This is a genomic window from Spirosoma gilvum (assembly GCF_054776815.1).
In genome coordinates, this window is sequence record NZ_BAAHBH010000016.1 from 48,302 (window position 1) to 70,612 (window position 22,311).

General features: G+C 49.2%; 20 protein-coding genes. 2 read left to right on the plus strand and 18 right to left on the minus strand.

Annotated elements, in window-relative coordinates; genetic code table 11:
* Positions 1–42: 42 nt before the first annotated feature.
* Entirely contained in the window at positions 43–1,539 is a 1,497-nt protein-coding gene (locus ACYVFD_RS31415) for a thioredoxin-like domain-containing protein (protein ID WP_461094575.1), read from the minus strand.
* Between the two features lie 270 nt (positions 1,540–1,809).
* On the opposite strand from ACYVFD_RS31415, the gene ACYVFD_RS31420 reads away from it, so the two are divergent.
* Positions 1,810–2,529, plus strand: a complete 720-nt coding sequence (locus tag ACYVFD_RS31420) for a YdcF family protein (protein WP_461094576.1) — start codon at positions 1,810–1,812, stop codon at positions 2,527–2,529.
* A 74-nt stretch (positions 2,530–2,603) separates the two neighbouring features.
* Here the strand turns inward: ACYVFD_RS31420 and pfkA are convergent, their stop codons facing one another.
* From pfkA to ACYVFD_RS31495, 15 genes are all read right to left on the minus strand, one after another.
* A complete protein-coding gene (pfkA, locus tag ACYVFD_RS31425) occupies positions 2,604–3,578 on the minus strand; it encodes a 6-phosphofructokinase (protein WP_461094577.1) in 975 nt (324 codons plus the stop codon).
* Positions 3,579–3,818: 240 nt separating this feature from the next.
* On the minus strand, positions 3,819–4,577 hold the full coding sequence (locus ACYVFD_RS31430) for a glycosyltransferase family 2 protein (RefSeq protein WP_461094578.1): 759 nt from the start codon (positions 4,575–4,577) through the stop codon (positions 3,819–3,821).
* A gap of 74 nt (positions 4,578–4,651) precedes the next feature.
* Positions 4,652–5,944: a glycosyltransferase family 4 protein gene (locus ACYVFD_RS31435; protein WP_461094579.1), complete on the minus strand. Its 1,293-nt coding sequence runs from the start codon at positions 5,942–5,944 to the stop codon at positions 4,652–4,654.
* A complete protein-coding gene (locus ACYVFD_RS31440) occupies positions 5,941–6,897 on the minus strand; it encodes a hypothetical protein (protein WP_461094580.1) in 957 nt (318 codons plus the stop codon). The genes ACYVFD_RS31435 and ACYVFD_RS31440 overlap by 4 nt, the downstream gene beginning before the upstream one ends.
* A 98-nt stretch (positions 6,898–6,995) precedes the next feature.
* A complete protein-coding gene (locus tag ACYVFD_RS31445) occupies positions 6,996–7,802 on the minus strand; it encodes an FkbM family methyltransferase (protein ID WP_461094581.1) in 807 nt (268 codons plus the stop codon).
* 100 nt (positions 7,803–7,902) lie between these two features.
* A complete protein-coding gene (locus ACYVFD_RS31450; RefSeq protein WP_461094582.1) occupies positions 7,903–9,405 on the minus strand; it encodes a lipopolysaccharide biosynthesis protein in 1,503 nt (500 codons plus the stop codon).
* A gap of 88 nt (positions 9,406–9,493) precedes the next feature.
* Positions 9,494–10,561, minus strand: a complete 1,068-nt coding sequence (gene pseI / locus ACYVFD_RS31455) for a pseudaminic acid synthase (protein WP_461094583.1) — start codon at positions 10,559–10,561, stop codon at positions 9,494–9,496.
* Positions 10,558–11,079 carry a GNAT family N-acetyltransferase gene (locus tag ACYVFD_RS31460; RefSeq protein ID WP_461094584.1) on the minus strand — a complete coding sequence of 174 codons (522 nt, stop codon included), beginning with the start codon at positions 11,077–11,079 and terminating at the stop codon, positions 10,558–10,560. The genes pseI and ACYVFD_RS31460 overlap by 4 nt, the downstream gene beginning before the upstream one ends.
* A 28-nt stretch (positions 11,080–11,107) precedes the next feature.
* Complete coding sequence (pseG, locus tag ACYVFD_RS31465) at positions 11,108–12,139, minus strand: UDP-2,4-diacetamido-2,4,6-trideoxy-beta-L-altropyranose hydrolase (protein ID WP_461094585.1); 1,032 nt, start codon at positions 12,137–12,139, stop codon at positions 11,108–11,110.
* A 61-nt stretch (positions 12,140–12,200) separates the two neighbouring features.
* Positions 12,201–12,890 (minus strand): pseudaminic acid cytidylyltransferase, encoded by a 690-nt coding sequence (pseF, locus tag ACYVFD_RS31470; RefSeq protein WP_461094586.1) that lies wholly within the window; start codon positions 12,888–12,890, stop codon positions 12,201–12,203.
* A complete protein-coding gene (gene pseC / locus ACYVFD_RS31475) occupies positions 12,887–14,059 on the minus strand; it encodes a UDP-4-amino-4,6-dideoxy-N-acetyl-beta-L-altrosamine transaminase (RefSeq protein ID WP_461094587.1) in 1,173 nt (390 codons plus the stop codon). The genes pseF and pseC overlap by 4 nt, the downstream gene beginning before the upstream one ends.
* Positions 14,060–14,121: 62 nt before the next feature.
* Entirely contained in the window at positions 14,122–15,138 is a 1,017-nt protein-coding gene (gene pseB, locus ACYVFD_RS31480; RefSeq protein ID WP_461094588.1) for a UDP-N-acetylglucosamine 4,6-dehydratase (inverting), read from the minus strand.
* Between the two features lie 82 nt (positions 15,139–15,220).
* A complete protein-coding gene (locus ACYVFD_RS31485; protein ID WP_461094589.1) occupies positions 15,221–16,759 on the minus strand; it encodes a sulfatase family protein in 1,539 nt (512 codons plus the stop codon).
* Positions 16,756–17,661, minus strand: a complete 906-nt coding sequence (locus ACYVFD_RS31490) for a motility associated factor glycosyltransferase family protein (protein ID WP_461094653.1) — start codon at positions 17,659–17,661, stop codon at positions 16,756–16,758. The genes ACYVFD_RS31485 and ACYVFD_RS31490 overlap by 4 nt, the downstream gene beginning before the upstream one ends.
* A gap of 123 nt (positions 17,662–17,784) precedes the next feature.
* Complete coding sequence (locus ACYVFD_RS31495) at positions 17,785–18,735, minus strand: GNAT family N-acetyltransferase (protein WP_461094590.1); 951 nt, start codon at positions 18,733–18,735, stop codon at positions 17,785–17,787.
* A gap of 347 nt (positions 18,736–19,082) precedes the next feature.
* Between ACYVFD_RS31495 and ACYVFD_RS31500 the strand changes: the two genes are divergently transcribed.
* Entirely contained in the window at positions 19,083–19,688 is a 606-nt protein-coding gene (locus tag ACYVFD_RS31500; protein ID WP_461094591.1) for a hypothetical protein, read from the plus strand.
* A gap of 23 nt (positions 19,689–19,711) precedes the next feature.
* Here ACYVFD_RS31500 and ACYVFD_RS31505 read toward each other — a convergent pair whose 3' ends face one another.
* Positions 19,712–21,076: a sensor histidine kinase gene (locus ACYVFD_RS31505; protein ID WP_461094592.1), complete on the minus strand. Its 1,365-nt coding sequence runs from the start codon at positions 21,074–21,076 to the stop codon at positions 19,712–19,714.
* Between the two features lie 191 nt (positions 21,077–21,267).
* On the minus strand, positions 21,268–22,155 hold the full coding sequence (locus tag ACYVFD_RS31510; RefSeq protein ID WP_461094593.1) for a Ppx/GppA phosphatase family protein: 888 nt from the start codon (positions 22,153–22,155) through the stop codon (positions 21,268–21,270).
* Between the last annotated feature and the right edge of the window lie 156 nt (positions 22,156–22,311).

A 22,311-nucleotide genomic window follows, 5' to 3' on the forward strand; every position in this document is an offset into this window, starting at 1 on the left:
GATGCGTCAGCCCTTCTCACTTCTAACTCCTCGCTCCTAATACTATTTCTTCACACTCGCCTTCGCATTAGTGGGTGCTACAGCAGGATTTTTGGTAGCCTGGGCAGCTTGTTGGCGCTTGTGAAACTGAATGAAGTCTTCCATTTGCTCGACGGGTAGTTTGCGGGCAAGGATTTTTTTGTTCTTATCGAGTACGTAGATCGTTGGCGTTGTCCAGACATCGTATTGATGACGATAATCCGTTCGGTAGGTGAAGTCGTAGCCGTTGATGGCATTGCCGAGTTTGAACTCTTTAATGAATTTCTTCCAGTCTTCGGGACTTTGGTCAATGGCGATGGCTACTACGTCAATGCCTTTCCCTTTATACGTATCCGCCAGTTTCTGTACTTTGGGCGCACTTTCGCGGCAGTGCCCACAAGTGGGGGAGTAAAAGAACACAACGGTATAATCCGACTTAAGGGTTGAGAAATTAATCGGCCGACGAAGCGTATCGCTCATGACGGGCGGAACCAGTGTTTTGCCAACAAGATTCGGCTTTAAGGTGGCCACTCGTTCGCCAATCGCTTTCAGCGTCGACGAATCAGAGACGGTCATTACACCCGTTTTGTAATACTTTTCGAACATGTGCACAAACAAGCCATCGGTACCCATGACTTTGGGTTGTTCGTACTCTTTTGTGATGTAATAGATGGTGTAGTATTTTACTTCATTGTTTTTTCCATTAATAGCTTTGCTGACCAGGAAGTCGGCTTCTTTAATGAGCGAATCAGGAACCTGAACCGTCAGTTCTTTGATGTACCGCTCTATTTTTTGTTGCAGGAAAGGCGTTCTGACAAAACGTTCGTCGGAGAAGTCAAAATTGTCCCAGAAGTGTCGTTTAAAGTAGTTAAAAGTCCAGGTCGAATCGGGCCGTCCATTAGAGGCTTTGGGGGCGGGGGGAACATCTGGTTCGGCAGTAGCACTGAACAACTTGACGGCAAACGCGCCATTGTTCTCTTTCAAAAACTGCGTACGATAGTCGGTTGCCTGTTTTTGCAGGTCACCCATCTGCTTGTTGATCATCGCTACCGAAACGGCATCATTCTTAATTTTTTTCTGAAGATTAAGTGCCTGTGCTTCTTCGGAGAGTTGGGCCATTTTCTGCTGATACCCATAAAAGAGCTCGTTTTCTTTCGAGCCGGTTATTTTCATGTTTTTGGCGATACTAGCCGTATCGGTATCGAACGAAAACTGCTGATCGGCGGTAATCAGAAACTGGATATACGGATTTTTGGTGGGAACTACTACCATATACAAACCTTGTGGCAGGTTCTTTTTGCCTTCGAAGGTCATATTCCCGGCAGCATCGACGCGGGCGGTATCTTTTGGAATATATTGGGTTGAGCCGAAGTAGTGGGCCAGAATACAGGTTGTGTCCTTCAGTCCTTTGATATGACCAGTAATCTTAAAGCCGTCGGTAGGGGTATCGGTGGTCGACTGTGCCCAGGCGGCCGGAAGCAGGAAAAAGCCAAACAGAGCGATCAGGAGAGGGTTTTTCATAAAAATGGGTGCGTATCTTCGCAAATGAATAAAGACAAATTTACGGCAAGAAATACTTTTAGGTTCACTGTTTACCATATCAGGTTGGCTGACGCATCAGTTCGTCTCGCGTTGGTCAACCCTAAACAGTAAACAGTTCATATTCCTACAAAACGCTTGCCACACCGTTCGTAGTCTATGTTTTATTTCTTTTCTAAGACCCTCTCTTTTTTTTTGACCCCTGCCGGTTGGCTTGTACTGCTCTTGGTGTGGGCATTTTTTACGAAAAAGATGCTGCTCCGCCGTCGGTTGGTAGGGGTTGCGTTGGGCGTATTTTGGGTATTTGGAAACCCATTTCTGATGAATGAGCTGGCTTTATGGTGGGAATATCCGATTCAAAAAGTACCGGTGGCCACTACGGATTCGACGATACGGGTAGCCGTTGTGCTGACCGGAGGAATGATGAATGGGCGAAAAGAGATTCCCGATGCGAAAACCGATCCAACCCATACGCTTCAATTTATGCTCTGGCGCGAAGCCGACCGGGTAGCTCAGGCATTATATCTCTATAAGATCGGTGCGGTACAAAAAATTCTGATCAGTGGAGGCTCAGGCAATTTACCGTTTCGAGCAACCAGCGTAAACGATGAGGGCCAAATGACAGCCCGTTTTCTGGCCATTGGTGGTGTTCGGCCGGGCGATATTGTGCTGGAAAATAAATCCAGAAATACACGCGAGAATGCGGTCTTTACGGCCCAAATGCTCCGTCAACGTTTTCAGCAAAATGAGTGCGTCCTCATCACATCGGCCTGGCACATGCGTCGGGCATTGGCCTGTTTTCAGAAGGCAGGCGTAACCGTAATACCATTTCCAGCCAGTTTTCTGACCAGTAAACGGTCATTCGCGCCGGGTGATTGGCTGTTGCCTCGTGAAGAAGAATTTTTCAATGCCTACTACCTCACCCGCGAAATAGTAGGCTTCGTTTCGTATTGGGCGGTGGGGTATATTTAATGATTAAATGTTGAATGATAGAATGATTGAATAGGTTCTTGAGACTAACTATTCAATCATTCAACATTCAATCTTTAAACACTAAGAATCTTTACCATTCTCAACAGGTCCTCGTTGATGGGCTTGGGTAGGCGGATGGTGTCGCGGAAGGGCGTGTAAACCAGTTCATTATTGACAATGCCAGCCATCACGTTCTTTTCACCGTTCATGAGTCCTTCTAGAGCACCCAGTCCAAGACGGCTGGCCAGAATACGGTCGTAGGCCGTTGGAATACCGCCCCGCTGAATGTGGCCCAGCGTGGTTACGCGCATGTCGATGTCGGACGCTACCTGTTGACGAATTTTTTCAGCAATTTCGGTTGCATTACCGGCTTCTTCGCCTTCGGCAATGACAACGATCGACGACGATTTCTGACGGCTCCAGCCCGACTTCAGCGCTTCGACCACTTCAGAAATGGGTGTCAACACTTCGGGCACCATGACCATTTCGGCTCCTCCCGCAATACCCGACTGAATCGCAATGTACCCAGAGTCGCGTCCCATTACTTCGATCAGGAAAATACGGTCGTGCGAGTCGGCTGTATCCCGAATTTTGTCGATGGCTTCGAGGGCGGTGTTTACGGCCGTATCGAACCCAATCGTATAATCAGTACCGTATAGGTCGTTGTCGATCGTTCCGGGCGCACCAACGGTTGGAATACCGTATTCATCATAGAAAAGCGTTGCGCCTGTAAACGTTCCGTTACCACCAATAGCAACCAGGCCCTCAATACCAAACTTTCTGATCTGGTCATGAGCTTTAGCGCGGCCTTCGGGCGTCATAAACTCTTTACTGCGGGCCGATTTCAGAATAGTACCACCGCGTTGTACGATGTTGCTCACCGAGTGGGAGGTCATCTGAAAAATATCGCCATTTATCATACCGCTGTACCCCCGGCGGATACCGAATACTTCAAGCCCGTGGTAGACCGCACCCCGGACTACGGCCCGGATACATGCGTTCATACCCGGTGCATCGCCACCCGAGGTAAAAACAGCTATTCGTTTCATAGGTTAGAACAATTTTTTAACGGAATTTCACAAAAAGGTCGGTAGGGTCTCTAAATAAACCCCGCAAATTTATCCGCATTTCGCAATCTAATGGCATCGAACCCGTAATAATCCCATTGTTTCTAGCTAAATTTTACAAAATAGTTAAATACGATTTTCAGACAACAGACCATTGTGAGCCATTCTGATTACTCAAGCGTTACCATAGATTTTATATGTCTTTCGGCCTCTTTCAACCGATCATCGTTTCTGAAATCGCCGGGCACGAACAAAAATGCGAATGTGGTTGCGTATTGTTTTCGTTAGCCCAAAATGGGTAACCAACACACGAAATCGATCGATCAGGGAGCGCCGATGTTGTTGCACCGACAGGCCACCCACCAGGTACTTACACAGCACAAAAGGAAGAAATTCGATTTTTTGGGCCTCCTTCAGGCAACGAATTTCCCAATCCAGATCGGCACTCAGGTTATTGGTTGGGTAATCAGGAGCAATCGTTCGCCGGGCAACAAAAGCCTGATGACAAACTTTCATGCCCATTTGCATGTCTTGCCAGGTCAGCGTATGGGGTAGGGTATGTGGAGTAATCTGACTGCGTAACCCAATAGGGCTTCCGGAACGTCGGCCGCCCTCATCCTGCACAAATAAGGCATCACTGTAATATACATCCGCGTTGGTCGCCTTGATTTGGCTTAACAGATTTGCCAGCGTTTGGGGATCATGCAATTCATCGCCCGCATTCATGAACCAGACGTACTCACCTTTCGCCTGATGAAGCCCTTTGTTCATGGCATCGTAAAGCCCCTGATCGGGCTCCGAAATCCAATGGGTGATCTGACGTTCGTACCGTTTTATAATCTCCAACGTTCCATCGGTCGAAGCTCCATCAATTACAATGTATTCAAAATCGGTCGCTTTTTGAGCAATCACACTTTGGATCGTGCGCTCCAGAAACCGCTCGGCGTTGTAGGTGATGGTGATGATGGAAACGGATGGCATAGTTTAATGATAGAATGAGTGAATGATAGAATGATTGAATAGGGTTTGCGCCAGCTATCCAATCATTCTATCATTCACTCATTCAACAATTGGGTATAGAGGTCTATATGTTGCTTGGCTACGACGTCTTCGGAGAAACGATTTTCGGCGGTTTGGCGTGCGTTCCGACGGAGAATTTCGGGAGCTTCGTTCGTCAGGATAAAAGCCAGACCATCGGCGAGCTGCTCGGCTGAACCGACATCGGCCAGGTAGCCATTTTGCTGATGGTCGATCATTTCGGGAATACCACCCGTTCGGAATCCAACGACAGGGGTTCCGCAAGCCATTGCTTCGATGACTGTATTCGGTAGGTTGTCTTCCAACGACGGAACGATCATAGCATCGGCTGCATTATAAGCCGCAACTATGTCTTCGGCTGAGGTTAATATGCCCAAGTGTCGGATAGGAAAGGGAAGTTCGTTGAACAAATAGGAGCGGCCTTTTCCGAAAACCAAAATTTCGGGCGTTAAGTCAGGGTGTTGCTGATGAAGTAGCGTTAACGCTTCGGCAAAATACTTGAACCCTTTCCGAACGTCGGTTACGTTGGCGCTGCCAAACAGCAACCGTGGTCGATTGGTATCGGGTAGTTCCAGATGAACGTTAGCTTCGGCTCGATCAATGGGTTTAAAAACGCTCTGGTCGATGGCGTATGGAATCACCGTAAACGGAAAATCGCGTAGGAGGGTACTTCGCTGTGCCTCGGTCGCCAGCCAGTGGCTGGGTGGTGTAAAATGGATACGAGCCCTGCTAAATAGGTCTTTCTTTTGATTGAATACCCGGTTCGATAAATCGTGTTCCGATGGCTTTTTCAGATATGGACATTGGCAGCAATGGCTCAGAAAATGATCGCAGCCCCGCGAGTAATGACATCCACCCGTAAATGCCCATTGGTCATGCAACGTCCAGACAATCGGTTTGCCTAACTTAAATAGCGTTTGGAGGCCATTAATCGACAGAAAACCGAAGTTAATCCAATGCAGGTGCAAGACATCAGCCTGCTGAACGGCCGGATGAAAATCAAGCGCAGCACCAAATTTGGCGGGTGAAAACTGAAATCTAACCGAATGGTCACGTTCGTGAGGGAGGAAGTACAACCGTTCGGCTACGAACCGCCCAAAGGCCGTCTGTTCAGCCAGGAAGTTATTGGCCAGATAGAGTACACCTGATTCTGGACGGTGGGTTTCAAGTCGGTTGGCAGTGCCAACGAGCAGGGTGCTTTCGATGGGAGTGCTGCCCCAGATTTGCTTTTGCAGAGCCCGATGCAGTCGATTGGCGGCTACGGCGGCCCCTCCGAAAAGGTGGTAGGTGCTCAGGTGCGTAACTCTCACCGTCCCAAAAGTTTATCGAATTTCTTGACGACTTCCGGCCAGAAGCCCAGCCCGAACACGCGCCCCCAGATGCGCCGACGGGAATAGGCTTCCATTTCGGCAAATATTGGATCGGAAAAACGACTTTTTGCTTTCTGGGTCAGAATCAGGGCAAAGCCGTGTTGCTTTAGCGTCGTAGCGAATACCCAGCCCAGGAGTAGGTTGCGTTGGGTTAGGGTTGCCTCATCAGCAAAGCGATTCAGGTAGGTCATTTCGCCCCAGACCGCACTGTTTTTCAACGAGAACAGGACGAATTTCTTGATCAATGGCTGGCTCGTGAAACTGTCAAGTAAGGCGGGGGTGATGCGTGGAGATCCTTTAGGCAGCAACTCCGCCAGCCAGTGGCTACCCGTTTCTTCCATGTATTGCAAAACGGTATACAACTTGTCTTCGCCTTCATAAATCGACGCAATACCGGGTTCAAATTCGGCTGTCAGTACACGACGCGCCCGATCGTCGCCAAGGTTGCGAAATAGTCGTAAATCAGTTCCCTGGGAGTCGGTTTTGAACCAGTCCACCTGTCCGATGCTTAGGCTGTCGAGTGTTGAGCGAAGGCTACCGGTTTTCAACTGAACGACCTTTGTCGGCTCAAATTTTGGCGCAAAGGCATATTCCTGAATCCAGTCGGGACGAGGTTTCAATAAGCTGGAACAGTGGGGCGATTCGGTCAGGTAAAAATCAGCGGTTTCGGTTTCCGTATTGGTAACGATGTGGTTGAAGGTGTACAGCTTCCGAAAGTGGCTGGATTCGCTTTCGACATAGCCAAAGTCACGATCGTCGGCATCGAAGGCAATGCAGATGGCATACTTGGCAAATGATTTCCAGCGGGTATGTAGCTGCCCTGATGCGCCAATATCCACCAGGACAGGCGGTTCGGTCTGAAACTCAGGACGGGAGAGGATTTTGTCGATCATCTAATTGAATGGTCATTCAACGGTCATTTATAATCATTGATTGTCATTTGTTACGTACCATTAATGACTACCAATGACCATTAAATGACAATTAATGACTATTTTCTGTACGCAAAGATATTCAATTGTAAGTCCATGCTGTCGTTGCCTTTATAGCGATGGTTGACTAATGGAGCCGGACGGTACTGGCTGGTGTTGATGTAATATCGAAAACCGCTGTTTTCCAGGACGTTCATCACCTCGGCTAACGTTTGCGGATGGTCGAGGTAGGCATGGAATTCGACGAACAGATTCTGGACGTTGTTGAGCGCATCTTGGCAGTCGGTCAATACCGCCGTCTCGGCTCCTTCGATATCCATTTTGAGCATGTCGATTCGGGGTTCGCGAAGCAGGTAGTCGCGAAGGCGAACCGAGGGAACGAGTTTACGATCCGTCTGTGAAAAAATAGACGCTGAATCAGCCTGATCACTGCCAAACCAGATGCCCTCTTCATTGGTCCAGACGGCTTTTGTAATGACCTCTACGCCCGAAATCTGGTTCTGGCTCAGGTTATTTTGCAGTGTAGCGCTGATCTGCTCATCCGCTTCAAACGCTACGATACGGGCTGTCGGGTAGTACTCACGGAAATAAGCAACGCTGGTGCCGATATTCGTACCACAGTCGAAAATCACCGGATTCGGTGTTGTTGCCGTGAACTTATAAAACTCATCGACGAAAATCTCCCGATACTGCCAGACAAATGATAGAGCATCTGGCACCCGAAATCGGTACCGCCCAAACGTAACATCGACGGGCTGATTACGTGGACGGTCACCATACTGAAGCGCTAGCCAAAGCAACCGACGGCCTTCTACCGAGCGCAGAAGCCGGGCCGTTTCGGTGAATAAGAATTTAAAAAACCACATAGGCTATCTTGTTACACAGAGACTCACAGAGGAAGGGAAGAAACACAACGTTTTCTCCGTGAATCTCTTTTATCTCTGCGAATCTCTGTGTTATAACTAGTTACTTACTAAAAAACCGCTTTCGCAATCCGATCACTGTTTCGTTTATATCGCTCGACAAACGGAGACCGATAACGAACCCACCGAAAAGTCCAGTAATCAGCGTAGAGCGCCAGGCAACGTCGAGAATGACTTTCCATTTTGGTGCATCGGCCGTCGGGGAGGGGATTTGCACCGAAACCCACCAGACAGCCAGTGCCAGGATAATGACGACCAGATTTCGCCAGGTGAAGGGCTGTAGCTTAAAAGCAATCCCGACAAACAGCGTACGAACAAAATTATACAGAAACGTCGCCAGCGCAGCGCCAATAGCTGCTCCGTTAATACCAAAACGAGGTATTAAATAGAGGTTCGCTCCAATGGTAATGAAAATAAGAACAACAAAAAAAGCTGAATCGTAGGCGTAGAAACGGGATGTGTTCAGAATAATGCCGTTTACACCCGTGGCCATGTCGATCAATTTGCCCAGACCAAGCCATAAAATGACGTAGTAACCGGCCGCATAATCGGGCGGCAGAAATCGAAATACATTCGACAGATTAGCTGCTACACCCACGAATACCAGACAACCTGCAATCAACTGATTTAGACAGCTTTTGCGATAAATCATCGCAATATTTTTCATGTCGTTGGTTTTCCAGGATTCGGCAATGAGCGTTCCCGACACTTTATACAACATGGTGGCCGGAATGGCGATCACAGCCGCAAAATACGAGGCCGTACCGTACACACCCGTATCGCCCAGCCCTTGCTTGCTGTTAATCATCACTTTATCGATGGTCCAGACAATCTGGGTCGACAGGGCTGAAGTGAGTGTAATGCCCGCATAACGCATCAGATTCCGGCGCAACGCGGCATCAATAGATATAAATTGACGACTGAAAAACAACGCTTCGTCACGGGCTACGCTGATGATCATGACCAATAGCGGGACTAAGAAAGCCAACAGCCATACACCCAGAAATTGCGGCAACGTAACCCAGCCCAGCCAGTATAATCCACCCGCTAGCAGGATGAGTACCCGTTGGACGAACTGTTGTAAGATTGTGCCAGTAACCGGATCATACAACAGCCGGGCATAGTTGTCAAATACCGTGAAATAGACCGTAAAGAGCGTTAGTGGAATGAGCAGATAATAATATTCAACAAACAGGGCCGAATCTTTTTGATACCAGTCGATAACCAATGGACGTGCCAACCACAGGACGAATACGCAAAGGCAAAAGCCAAGTAGTGTAGTCAAACAGGCAATGAGCAGATAACCGTTATGTTGCCGTTCTGCATTCCGAAAAAAAGGAAAATAGCGTCCTCCCGCTCCGTTTAACCCTAGATTGGACGCCTGCGCCAGTACCTGTGATAACGAGATCAGCAGCGTCAACAACCCAACTACCTGCGTTCCCTGAAAGATATTCGGAAAGAAAACCCCCTGTGTCAGAAAACCAACGGCCACCCCTGCGTAGGCGTAAATAGAACTCTGAATGGTTTGCCGTTTGATGATACCCATTTTTCAATGAGCGAATGAGCGAATGAGTGAATGAGTGAATAGCTGACGCAAGAAAAGTTAGCCGGATGGTATTCACTCATTCACTCATTCACTCATTCGCAATTAGATTCCAGCTAAGGGCTGTGCCTGCGGTGATGTCTTGTGTGGCGGTTTTGCCGAGAATGTCGTCGTAATAGCGGGTGTGCAGGCCGTTGGCCGGGCGAATGCTACGGACGTTTTCGGAGGTGAAGGTTTCGCCCACTTTCAGGTCGCGAACGACGTACAGCGATCGTTTGAATTGAAGACTTTTCTCTTCCTTAGGCGTAAGTGTATAACTCACCTGCCCCATAGCCAGATGCGCCCGCTCGGTTTCGATCACCAGATTTTTCAGTTCGTCGGGTTCCAGCGAAAAGGCAGAATCGACACCGCCATCGGCCCGGCGGAGCGTAACGTGTTTTTCGAGGACTACCGCTCCCAAAGCGACGGCGGCTACCGCTGCACCAATGCCCATTGTATGATCAGAAAGGCCAACGGGGACATCAAATAGATCACGCATATGCGGAATGGTGAGCAGGTTCGTCGTTTCGGGCGTGGCCGGGTACGTGCTGGTGCATTTGAGCAGCACCAGCTCTTTGCATCCATTGGCCCGGAGGACTTTTACCGACTCATCGAGGTCGGCAACGGAGGCTACGCCCGTACTCATAATGACCGGCTTACCCGTTTGCGCTACTTTTTTGAGCAGGATATGATCGGTATTTTCAAACGATGCAATCTTGTACAGCGGCACGTTGAGCGACTCCAGAAAATCGACAGCAGTGGTATCGAACGGCGAACTGAACGCAATCATACCTCGCTTTTGGGCGTGCTCAAAAATCGGCTTGTGCCACCCCCAGGGCGTGTAGGCTTCTTTGTACAGCTTGTACAGGTTTTTGTCGGCCCACAACGACTTGGCATCCCGAATGAAAAATTCCTCGGAAGCGCCATTGAAGGTAATGGTATCGGGGGTGTAGGTCTGGAGCTTAAGGGCGTGTGCACCCGCATCGGCTACAGCATCGACAATTTCCAGCGCTCGTTCCAGCGATTGGTTATGATTGCCCGACATCTCGGCGATCACAAACGGGCGATGTGCGGGGCTGATGGTATAGTGGGCAACCTGAATCGGTTGAGTACTACTCATTGACTGTTTATGTAAAGCAGGCTATGCGTTGGCTGGCCTGGTGTGATCCGGCCTGATGAAGCTGGGCTGGAATCCCCAAATTTACCGCTTTCCCCTGACAATTTGAAACCGGCCCGCTCAAAGGCGCGTATGGACGCCTGATTCTCGGGTTTGATATAGGCATGAATCGTAACGGCTTCCCAGCGTTGCCGACAGATGGTACAGGCTTGCTGAATAAGCTGAGAAGCCAGCCCCTTTCCCCGATGGTTGGCATCGACAGAGATACCGATGACGATTTCGTCGGGCATGTCCGCCACCGGTGTTCGCTCAAAACGGACCTGACCAACAGGCTGTCCGGTATCGTTCAGAAAAACGAGTAACAACGCATTAGGATCAGCTAACTTACGGGTAAACCAGGCCGTATGCGTTTCCAGTGAAATCGGCGATGAGTTGAACGACTGTCGCCGGGTATCAGGGTCATTGGCCCAGGCGAAGTAAAGCTGAGCATCGGTGGGTTTAGCGGTTCGGTAAGTAAGCATGACAGTAGCACAGACTGGTTGCCCCGAATTACGCATTTAAATTTTGAAATAACGCACGAAATCGCTCGGGCGATTGTCCGTCAAAATAACGACGCTGGTTTGACAACGAATCGGCAACGATTTCACTGGCTGGCTGAAAATTCTGGATCGCTAATCGGATTTGCTCATCTAGCCCCAAAACCGGAATCTTACCTGTAAGGTAGGTTGGCGAAAGGACGGATAACGCCAGTTTTTTTTCGGAAAGGAAGCGGGCCAGACGAGCCTGGTTATCGGCCGTTACGACGGCGATTAACGGGCGGTTTACAGCACAAACTTCGTAGCTGATGGTGCTACTGGCCGTAATGGCCAAGCGACATTGTTGTAGCGTTTCGACCATCTGACTGGCGCTGAGATTTTCCAGAATGGTCAGGTTAGGAAGTTCGGCTTGGAAGGCTTCGATGGCGGCTCGGTTTGGGTGAAATGGCCCTAAAACGATATGGACTGGTAAGCTGGCGTCCGCTTTTTTTATACCCTCTACTACCGTAAGTGAACGGTTTTCGGGATCGGCACCGCCTAAGCTGACAAAAATGGGGACATTGGTTGGAGGTTCGCCAAAACCTTCGGGCTTTAGAAATTCAGGTCGGAGCATGGTATAGTGCGGCCCCAGATAGAATTGAGTATAGTCTGCCGCATCGTACTCATCGTTCGAAACACCACCCGCATGATTGATAACGACATCCGCTACCTGATGGCCTGTGATCAGGTCGTCAATAAAAACCAGCTTCAGAGCTTTTGATCGTACTGAACGCTGAAACGACTCGTCAAACGCATAGCCGTCTAGTATTACAACTTCATCGCCCTCAATCAGGTTGACAAATGCCGATTGGGAGTCTGATGCTGGTAGCGATAAAACGACTATGCCAGTTTGTTCAATCATGCTTTGAATGGTTGCCGTTGGCTCTACGATAGCAAAGCGCATTGAAAAATCATTCTTGAGCATGTGGGCCAGCGCCAGGCATCGCATCACATGGCCAAGACCAATCTGGGCGTTTCCGTCCGCTCGAAAAAGTAGTCGACTCATAAATCAATTCATAATGCATAATGAACAATGGATAATGCAGTGAGTCCTAACACCACATTGTTCATTGTTCATTGTTCATTTTAAATTTTATCTCCGCGATTTGCCAGTCGGTTTCATTGTCGATGTCGTGGGCTTCCAGTTCCGAAATGATGATGCCTCCCGCGTTATCGGTGATGAGCCGATGATTTTGCTGAAAGGTAGCCACGTTGAAGAAATAAAACTGACCCGCATCGTGATAGGCGGGCTCTAAATCCTGCGAGCGAGTTAGGGCATGTTCAGGCTGAAACCACGCTACTTTTGCGTCGCGTAACCGGACGGCCCGTTGAATCGGAAAGCTGAAGGGCTGAACCGGATAAACCGTATCGAACTGCTGTTCAGTAAGGGTTTCAAAAGCCTTTTTGAGGAGTTTTGGCGTAATAAAGGGAGCAGTAGGGTAGAGGCAACAGGCATAGTCAAATGAGCGGCCCAGTTCAGTGTATTGGCCCAACACGTCCTGCAATACAGCGGCTGTCGTGGCATAATCATCAGCGGTTTCAGCTCGGCGTAAAAACGGAACCGATGCGCCATATTCCTGGCCAATAGCAGCAATTTCAGTATCATCGGTCGAGACCATCACCTCATTGAACAAACCGGATTTGAGCGCTGCTTGAATCACATACGCTATAATCGGTTTGCCGAGGAATGGCCGGATGTTTTTGCGGGGAATCCGCTTACTGCCGCCCCTAGCGGGAATGATAGCCAATGTACTCATAAGCCCATAAATTCGTTGACACAGGCAATAACATGCTCCTGTTCAGCATCAGTCAGCGTTGGGAACATGGGTAAGCTCAAGCAACGGGCGTAGTAATGCTCGGCCTTCGGAAAATCACCCGGTTTCCAGCCAAACTGCCGGTAATAGGGCATCAGGTGTACGGGTATGTAATGCACCTGCGCCATGATCTGTTTGGTTCGCAGAAAGTCGTACAAACCCTTCCGGTCGTCTACCTGAATCACATACAGGTGGTACGCATGACTTCCATTGGTCGGTGCCGCAATCGTAGTAACGACAGTTCCGGCAAAGGCTTCGTCGTACCGTTTGGCAATTTCCTGTCGTCGAACCAGCATGCCATCAACACGATTTAGCTGACTCGTTCCCAGAGCGGCCTGCATGTCGGTTAGCCGGTAGTTATAGCCTAACTCCTGCATCTGCATGTACCAGCCCCCTCGTTCAGGTTCGCCAAGGTAGGGTTCGATCAACTCTTCTGGTTTGTTGGTAATGCCGTGTGTTCGGAGCCGAAGCAGATGTTTGTACAGGGCTTCATCGTTGGTGGTAATCATACCGCCCTCACCAGCCGCAATGTGTTTGACCGGATGGAAACTGAAAATTGCCAGTTCGGCCAGCGACCCATCGCCACAGCGATGCGCGGTGCCTTCAGCGTCGGTAAACGAGCCACCGGGCGCATGACAGGCATCTTCCAAAATCCACAAGTCGTACTCATCCGCCAGCTTTCGAAACGCAGCTAAATCGACCGGATAACCCGCAAAATCGACCGGAATGACGCCAGAAAAATAGCCTTTCGGATGTTGCTCAAGTAAAGCCCGTACGGAATTTACATCAAGTACGGCTGTTTTAGGGTCGATGTCGGCGAAGTGTACTTCACCCCCGCAGTACCGAACGCAATTGGCCGAAGCTGAAAAGGTAATAGGCGTTGTGATGACCCGCGTCCATTCGGTAACGCCCAGAGCCATACAAGCCAAATGCAAGGCAGCCGTTCCATTGGCAACGGCAACAGCATACTGACAGCCAATATAAGCAGCAAAGGCCGATTCGAACGTAGCGATATGCGGCCCCTGCGTCAGAAAAGGGCCACGCAGAACGTTGGCAACGGCGTCAATGTCTTCGTCGGTGATGTGCTGCCGACCGTAGGGAATGGGGTTCATAAATCAGTAATGCGGGTGGAAACCCGCTTTATGTGGCAACGTATTGCGGGTTTCCACCCGCATTACACCTGAAAATCTGGATCAACGTGTTGCCGAATCTGGTCACGAAGCTGATCAACCGTGAGCCAGTCGGTGTTGGTGCCGGAGTTGTATTTAAAGCCCATCTCCACCTGACGACCGTTGAACGCGTTCATGTACTCATCAATGCTCCAGGTTGGCGTAGAGGGCGTAATGACGTAATACTTATCCGTCTCGACCGTATTAAGTGAGTCGGTTTCGGTAATCATTTCCTCATGCAATTTTTCGCCGGGTCGGATACCCACTAACTTTTGCTCGCAGTCGGGACCGATGGCTGTGGCCACATCCGTAATCCGGTACGAGGGAATCTTCGGAACGAAAATCTCGCCACCCCAGGCATGTTCGAGCGCATGAAACACCATTTCGACCCCTTCTTCCAGCGAGATATTGAATCGGGTCATATCGGGGTGCGTGATGGGAAGTACACCCTCTTTTCGCTTATCCAGAAAGAACGGCACCACCGAACCCCGTGAGCCGATTACGTTACCATAGCGAACAACCGAAAACCGCAGATCACGACTGCCTTTCATATTATTGGCTGCCACGAATAGCTTGTCGGAACATAATTTGGTGGCTCCGTAGAGATTAATGGGCGCGGCTGCTTTATCGGTCGAAAGAGCCACAACCCGCTGCACACCGTTGTCCAGTGCCGCGTTGATGACATTTTCAGCACCGAATACATTGGTTTTGATGCACTCCATCGGGTTGTATTCGGCGGCTGGTACCTGCTTCAGTGCCGCTGCATGGACAATAATGTCGATACCCTCGCAAGCCCGCTTGAGCCGTTCGGCATCGCGCACGTCGCCAATGAAAAACCGGATGGACTTATACTTGGCATGTGGGTAATGCTGCGACATTTCGAACTGTTTCAGTTCGTCGCGGGAGTAGATAACCAGGCGTTTGAGATTCGGGTGTCGTTGGTACATCATTTCGACAAACTTTTTGCCGAACGAACCCGTACCGCCCGTAATCAGAATCGATTTATTTGTGAGGTCAAGCATATTCGTCTTTAATTAAATGCATAATGAACAATGAAAAATGGATAATGATCCAACTGGTGGCCATCAGAAAACCCATTGTTCATTATTCTTTCTTATACCCTTCGGTTTCGCGGACAGCTTTCAGAAGGTCGGCTAGTTGGCTAACAAGCGCAGGTTGTTGACCGGCCTGATTAACCGTTTCACCGAGGTTACTTTTTAAATTATACAGTTGTGGCTTTGGCGTATAGCCGGTTTCAATATTGACTTCGGGCATATGTGCCTGACCATCGTGGGGCTCAATGTATTTCCAGTCATCCCGAATGATCGAGAGCGTTCCGTTTAATGCGTGTTCAATCACATACTCCCGATTCTTTTTCGACTTTCCCAGCAAAGCGTCTAGTGAATTAAAGCTGTCCCCAGCGTCGGTTTTCGAAAGCGTTTGACCCGTGAGTGCCGCAAAGGAGGCCAGCAAATCAACCTGGCTAACCAGGGCATCGCTAACGCCGGGCTTGACATGGCCTGGCCAGCGCAGGATAAACGGCACCCGCGTTCCGGCATCGAAGGCACTGTATTTGCCACCCCGCAGCGGCCCGGCTGGCTTATGAGTCCCCAACTTTTCGACAGCCTGATCCTTATACCCGTCATCCACGACCGGACCGTTATCGCTGCTCACAATGACCATCGTATTTTGGCTAAGACCCAGTCGGTCAAGCGTTTTCAGGACTTCGCCCACACACCAATCCAGTTGCAGAATCACATCGCCCCGTGGTCCCATACCGCTTTTACCCGCAAATCGTGGATTCGGCATACGCGGTACATGAATGTCGTGCGTTGAAAAGTAAACGAAAAATGGCCCCGCTTTACTGTTCTCAATAAACTGAGACACTTTACCAACCAGTACATCGGCCATTGTTTCATCGACCCAGCGTGCCGATTTGCCGCCACTCATATACCCGATTCGGCTAACGCCATTCACGATGGTCTGGTCATGACCGTGCGAATACGTCATTTTGAGGAGTTCAGGATTGGCTTTGCCCGTCGGCTCGGTTCCAATCGGTGTTGTGTAACTAACCTGAATGGGGTCTTTCGGATCAAGGCCTACCACGCGGTGATTTTCTACATATACACAAGGCACCCGGTCGCCGGTAGCGGGCAGGAGGTACGAATAGGTGAAGCCGATTTCGAGCGGACCGGGTTTGATGTCGCCGTTCCAGTCGGGGCCACCCTGAGGGCCTAGCCCCAAATGCCATTTACCAACAACGCCTGTTTTATATCCCGCTTTTTGTAAAATGCCGGGCAGTGTGGTGCGGTTGGTAGGAATCAGTAGAGCCGCATCGCCAGGGGCAATGCCCGTTCCCGACTTTCGCCAGGCATAGGAACCGGTTAACAACGTGTAGCGGGACGGTGTACAGGTCGACGAAGAGGCATGCGCATTGGTAAACCGAAGACCTTCGCGGGCAATTCGGTCAATATTAGGCGTTTGGATTTTACTAGCCCCATAACAACTGACATCACCGTACCCTAAATCATCGGCATAGATCAGCACAATGTTGGGTTTTTGTTGGGCTATGCCCTGAAGGCAGCTCAACAAAAACAGACTGAAAAGCAAGCTTAGAAAGCGTTGGTACCGGGAATAGTTCATGGATTACTGACGGGTTGAGGAAGCTTTTCACGCTCGAATGCGTCGATGTAGCTTTTGGCGCTGGCGTTGATAATGTTTACACCACGATAATCGGCATAATCCCGAAGCACTTCATAGCCCCGAAATACTTTATGGAACGCTAAAAACTGCGAAGCCATCGAAAACGTGCGCTGCCGTTGGGCATCCGAATACACTGGTTGGTGGGAAATATCTTTCGGCTTATCGTAGAAGTGGATCTGTTTGATCAGCAACTGATTCTGGTCGTTCAGGCGGATTTGTTCGTGCCAGGATGTGTCGGCACCAAACAAATAAATCCGCTCGAACTTCCGGTTGATCATCAGCGCCAATGCCGCAATGATGACCGTTTGGGCTTGTGGCATTCCAAACCCTTTGGCGTATAGCCAGTAAACCAGCCATCGAAAACCACGTACAACCGTATAGTTGAAATAAACGACCGAAATATTCGGGTTGCCCTCCTGAATAATTCGTAGCAAATAGGAGCCTTTGGCAAAGTGGGGTACATACAGTGTCATAGGCCAATCGACGCGCTCCCGAAAAACTGCCAACGTCTGCCGAATGTCGTCGCGATCGGTAGTGTGTTCCGTAAAAACGAAGTAGTTTGGGTCCGAAATGACGTAATCCTGAGGCTGTAGTCGGGTAAAAATGTCGGCGTGGGCGAAGTTGTTGACACAAACAATTTCGGTTTGTTTGATAAACTCAAACTGCTCAGTCAGCGATTCATTCAGCGACGGCCCATTGCCTAAAACCGAACAGGCCGGGCGTTGACGAGCGGGTAAGCGCGTGGCATGTTGTAAGCGCATGGCTACTTTGAGCAGCGATACCAACGATGCGAAAAACTCATTTATAAACTGACTAACCGAATTAAAAACAGCTTCAATCATGCCGTCGGCTCCCAATCCGGGCTCCTTTTTTCCTGTAAAATAACGAAGAAAATAGCAGACTGAATAAGCGATGTCAGGATTGCGGAAGGCCATCGCTAAAAATCCTGTCATCCTGTCAAAAACTTACAGGTCTTTCTCGAATACCTGTTTTGGCGACTCCTGGGCACCCAGATTGCGCTTGAATCGCATCAGACTCGGTTTTGGATTATGGGCGCTGTCGAGCGAAACACCCAGGTCGAGTAGTCGGATGTGATGCCGCTGGCAGTACGTAAACAGGCCATCCATGAGCATAACCATCGGACTGAATGCTCGATAATCAGGATGTGAAGACGGCATAAAATAATAGAGAATGTCCTGTCGAACGCGTACCGTTATGACCAGTGCCGCCAGATTGGGCCCATCCGTAACACTGAATACCAGAAATTTATCTGGAAAGTTATGTAGTAACTCCGCTAGCCGTTCGGGGGATAAGGTTAAGCGGTAGCCTTGTTGCTGTCGGGTTTCGGTGAGGAAATTCACTACATCAGAAATGGCAGGATTGGTCCAGTGATGAAAGCGAAAATTAGCCCGTTGGCATTTACGGAGTCGCCTACGTTCCGCTGGACGAATGAGTTCTTCAAAGGTTCGAGTGCCAACGGGTAGATAAAAATTTTGATTGGTTGTTACTTGCCGGAATCCGTGCCTGAACAGTTTGGCGGTGAGACGGCTTGCTTGTTGAGGAGCGTAGCAATCTGGATAATTCACCAGCCGGAGAACAGAGCTTTTGAGAAGCCGGGCCGACGCCAGAAGCTGTTCTAAAAAGCTATCCAGCACGGGATCGGGGAGCGTTTCGGCAAACTCGATTGAACCAAACGGAGCGGCTGCCGGGCTTACCACCTGATCGGGCCGATTAAAAAAAGCACACCTCACCTCGGCCTGTTGAGTGGCCTGATTAACGGCTGATAACAAATAGAAATGGCCATCAGTCTGTTGGCGGAGATGGGCGATTTCATTGAAGAAAAAACCGTCCTGATGAAACCGGGGAATTTCAAAAAAATGTGGATTGTGTTGCAGTAAAATACGATACGAGTCCATGTTGTGAATAGTTGGATCGTAAAGACGAAACCCGCCTGGGAAAAGTAACGTGACGAAAAAGGGTTAGAATTCGTGAGTACAGTCGTTTTACTAGTTGGAATAGCGTATAATTTAGCTTGTGGGAATCGGATTGCGGGATGACTTATACCAGGAAATTAATTTATCGATGTACTTATAAGGTCACAGGCAGTTGGCCAAATGAGCTTATCTTTCATCTGATTCTGGTAGTCATTTGCCTGACTGTTTCCAGTTTTTTATCCCCATGTGAGGCACAGGCGCAGTGTCCGTCAATCACGAATACGTCCCAAACGTCGGTAACTGTATGTTCTGGGGCTATTGTTGATAGTTTGCAGGTTCGAACAACCGCTTTCTGGCCTGATAAAATCGAGTTGGTTCGGTTTGATTCTCCTCAAACGAATCCATATAACGGTGGCGTGTCGCTGGGCGAATTGATCGCATCGAATGGAATCGCTACGATGCGTACGATTTCGCTCCCACCCAATACCGATGTGGTCGACAAAACGTATTATGTGTATGGGCGTCTGAGTCCATTTCCAACCGATACCACCTGCCGCCCATTTGCCTTGTTGACTGTCATTGTGAAACCTGCCCCTCAGGCTACCGTATCGGCACAGGAAGCTACCTGTCAGGATTCGGTATCGCTCGCCAATGGCTGGGTGCGTATCAATGACGTTACTCAAATAGATACCTATGAGGTGGCAAATAATGGCGTATTCTCAGGTGCCAGCCACCCGATTCCGGCTGATGGCATGGTGATCCAGCATCTTAAACGAACAGGAAAGCCACAGACCTATAAAGTAAGAATCTACAGTGCATTCGGCTGTTATGTAGAACGGTCTATTACCCTGGCCAACACCTCCTGCGCTTGTCCACCTGCTAAGTGCGTACCAATCGTCATTCGAAAAATAAGAAGTGGACGTACTGGACAATAAGCATCTGGGTTTGCCGCACGCAATCAGGCTACATGTTGCGTTGGCAGATAGACGGAGAAGGTAGCGCCCTGACCGGGTTGACTCTTTGCCGTAATATAACCCCGGTGATTTTCGACAATCTTTTTGGCAATGGCGAGCCCAATACCGGTACCCGGATATTTCCCCTGGCCGTGTAGCCGCTGGAATGTCCCGAAAATACGTTCGGCATGTTGTGCATCGAAACCAATACCGTTATCCGTCACTTCAATCAGGTCGTAATCGGATGGGGCTGCCAGGAGTAAAAATTCGGCGGGTAGATCGGATCGTTTGATCTGCCTACTCTGAATGCGAATGTGAGGAGACTGATCAGGTTGGGTAAACTTGAGTGCATTGGAAAGCAGATTTTGAAATAACTGCCGAAGCTGACTCTCATCACCCGGTACAATGGCTAACTCACCAATTTCCAGTTGAGCGCCTGATTCCTGAATCGAAATGTCTAACTCATTGGCTACCGATTCTACGATTTCGCTTAAGGGCTGGGGGCGCCAGGTATCCGATTGCAGTGTTAACCGGGAGTAATCGAGCAGGTCTTTGATCAGCAGCGACATGCGCTTGGCCGCCAGTACCATTCGATCAACAATATCAGCCCCTTCCTCATCTAAGTTATGTGCGTAGGCTACTTTCAGCCGGTCGCCAAAGGAGCGGATTTTACGGAGCGGTTCCTGCAAATCGTGGGAGGCTACGTAACTGAACGAAGCCAGCTCAGCGTTCCGGTTGGTTAACTCCTGATTTTTAGCCAGTAGTTCTTCGTTGATAGCTTTTAAGTCGGCTTCGTATTTCGTGCGCTCCAGTTCAAATTCGGCTCGTTTGGCTACAATCTTTAATAAGGAAGCAATGTATTCGGGTTGGTCGATGGTCGATTGGTGCATGACTGTCAGGATGCCGAACGCATTGCCCTTTGTGTCGTACAACGGGTAGCCAATGTAGCCTTCTACATTAAATTGAACCAGCGTCTGATTCTTGGGAAACAACCGACGGCATTGACTTGGGTATTTCGATAATTGTCCCTGTATAACCTGCTCACAGGGACCATCGGGTAAATCATACTGAATGTTCCCGACAGTTTGTCCGTAGGCCGTGAGGGCAATCGTGCGAATGGCAAAGTGATTGGGCCCAGGTTCAATTAGTTCGCCTAGAAAAACGAAATCCAGCCGGGTTTGCTCAGCAATATAGCTGACCAGGGAGTGAAAAAATTCATCTCCAACCGTATACGTAGCAAACTTATCCGAGAATTCGATCAGAAAGCGTTGATCTATCTCCTGCTCGTCCAACTGCGATTTTAGTCGGTTATTTTCGCGGATGAGTGTATCGATTTGCTCTTGTAACGAAACGGTGGTTATTACGTCCATGGTGTTTTGGTTAAGCTTGCTCCAGGCGGTATCGAGGGTAGTGTTTCGATGTGCATTATAAGCAAAAAATAAACCAAATACACTTGCGTGTCATACCAAATTTGCTAAATGACTAACTTAAATGTAAAATAATTGATTCGTTAATAACAATATAGCCGTTACCGGAAGAGAAAGGTACTATCGGGTTTCCATTAGCCTATTGGTTTGCGCTTGCCTAAATGTGCATACACCAGTTGAATGATGCCGTCTTTTAGCCCTAAATCCGGTACAATAATTCGATCGGCTCCGGCCCACTTCATCACCGAAATGTAAATGTCGGAAGCAGGTACGATCACATCAGCACGGTCGGCATTCAGGCGAAGCTTGTTGATCCGATCGTCCAGACTGAATCCAGCAATGTAGTTTCGTATCCGTTCGATCTCGTCGCGGGTGGTTTCCAGTTCCGATATTTTAGACGCCAGATTGAACAGCTTACTGATGTTTCCACCCGTACCAACGGCCACAATCTCCCGCGACAAGTCAACATTTTCTTCAACCCAATCTTCGATTTTGCGCCAGGCTCCTTTCGTCTCCTTGCCTTCCAATAACCGGACCGACCCTATTTTGAAGGATTTGGAATTGGTTTTCTGGCGATTTTCGTAGACGTTCAGTTCGGTACTACCGCCCCCTACATCGATGTGCAGGTATTGTTTATCATCGAGCGCCTGTACCACTACGTTGTTGATCAGTTCGGCCTCTTTCCGCCCATCAATGATATTGATTTTAATGCCGGTTGTTGCTTCAATACGTTTGGCTACTTCGTGCCCGTTCGAAGATTCACGCATGGCCGATGTGGCACAGGCCATATAATCCTCTACTTCATGCAGTTCCATCAGCAACTTATAAGCCTGCATAAGCTTAGTGGTTCGCGCTTCACTTTCGGGAGTGAGTTCTCCGAAATTGAATACGTCGTGCCCCAGGCGAAGCGGGAAACGAACATATTCAACCCGTTTGAAGCTAACCTGATTGTCGTTATATAATACCGTTGAGATTTGCAGACGAGCTGCGTTAGAACCGATATCGATAGCTGCTAGTTTCATTCAGTAAAGAGCGAAAGAGTGAAAGAGTGAAAGAGCGAATAGGGGAGAACGTGAACGGATTGGCGTCAGCTAGTTGCTTCAGCGGTACGATTTCACTCTTTCACTCATTCGCTCATTCGCTCTTTAAGCTGGCCCAAAGATACGCTTTTTTGCTAC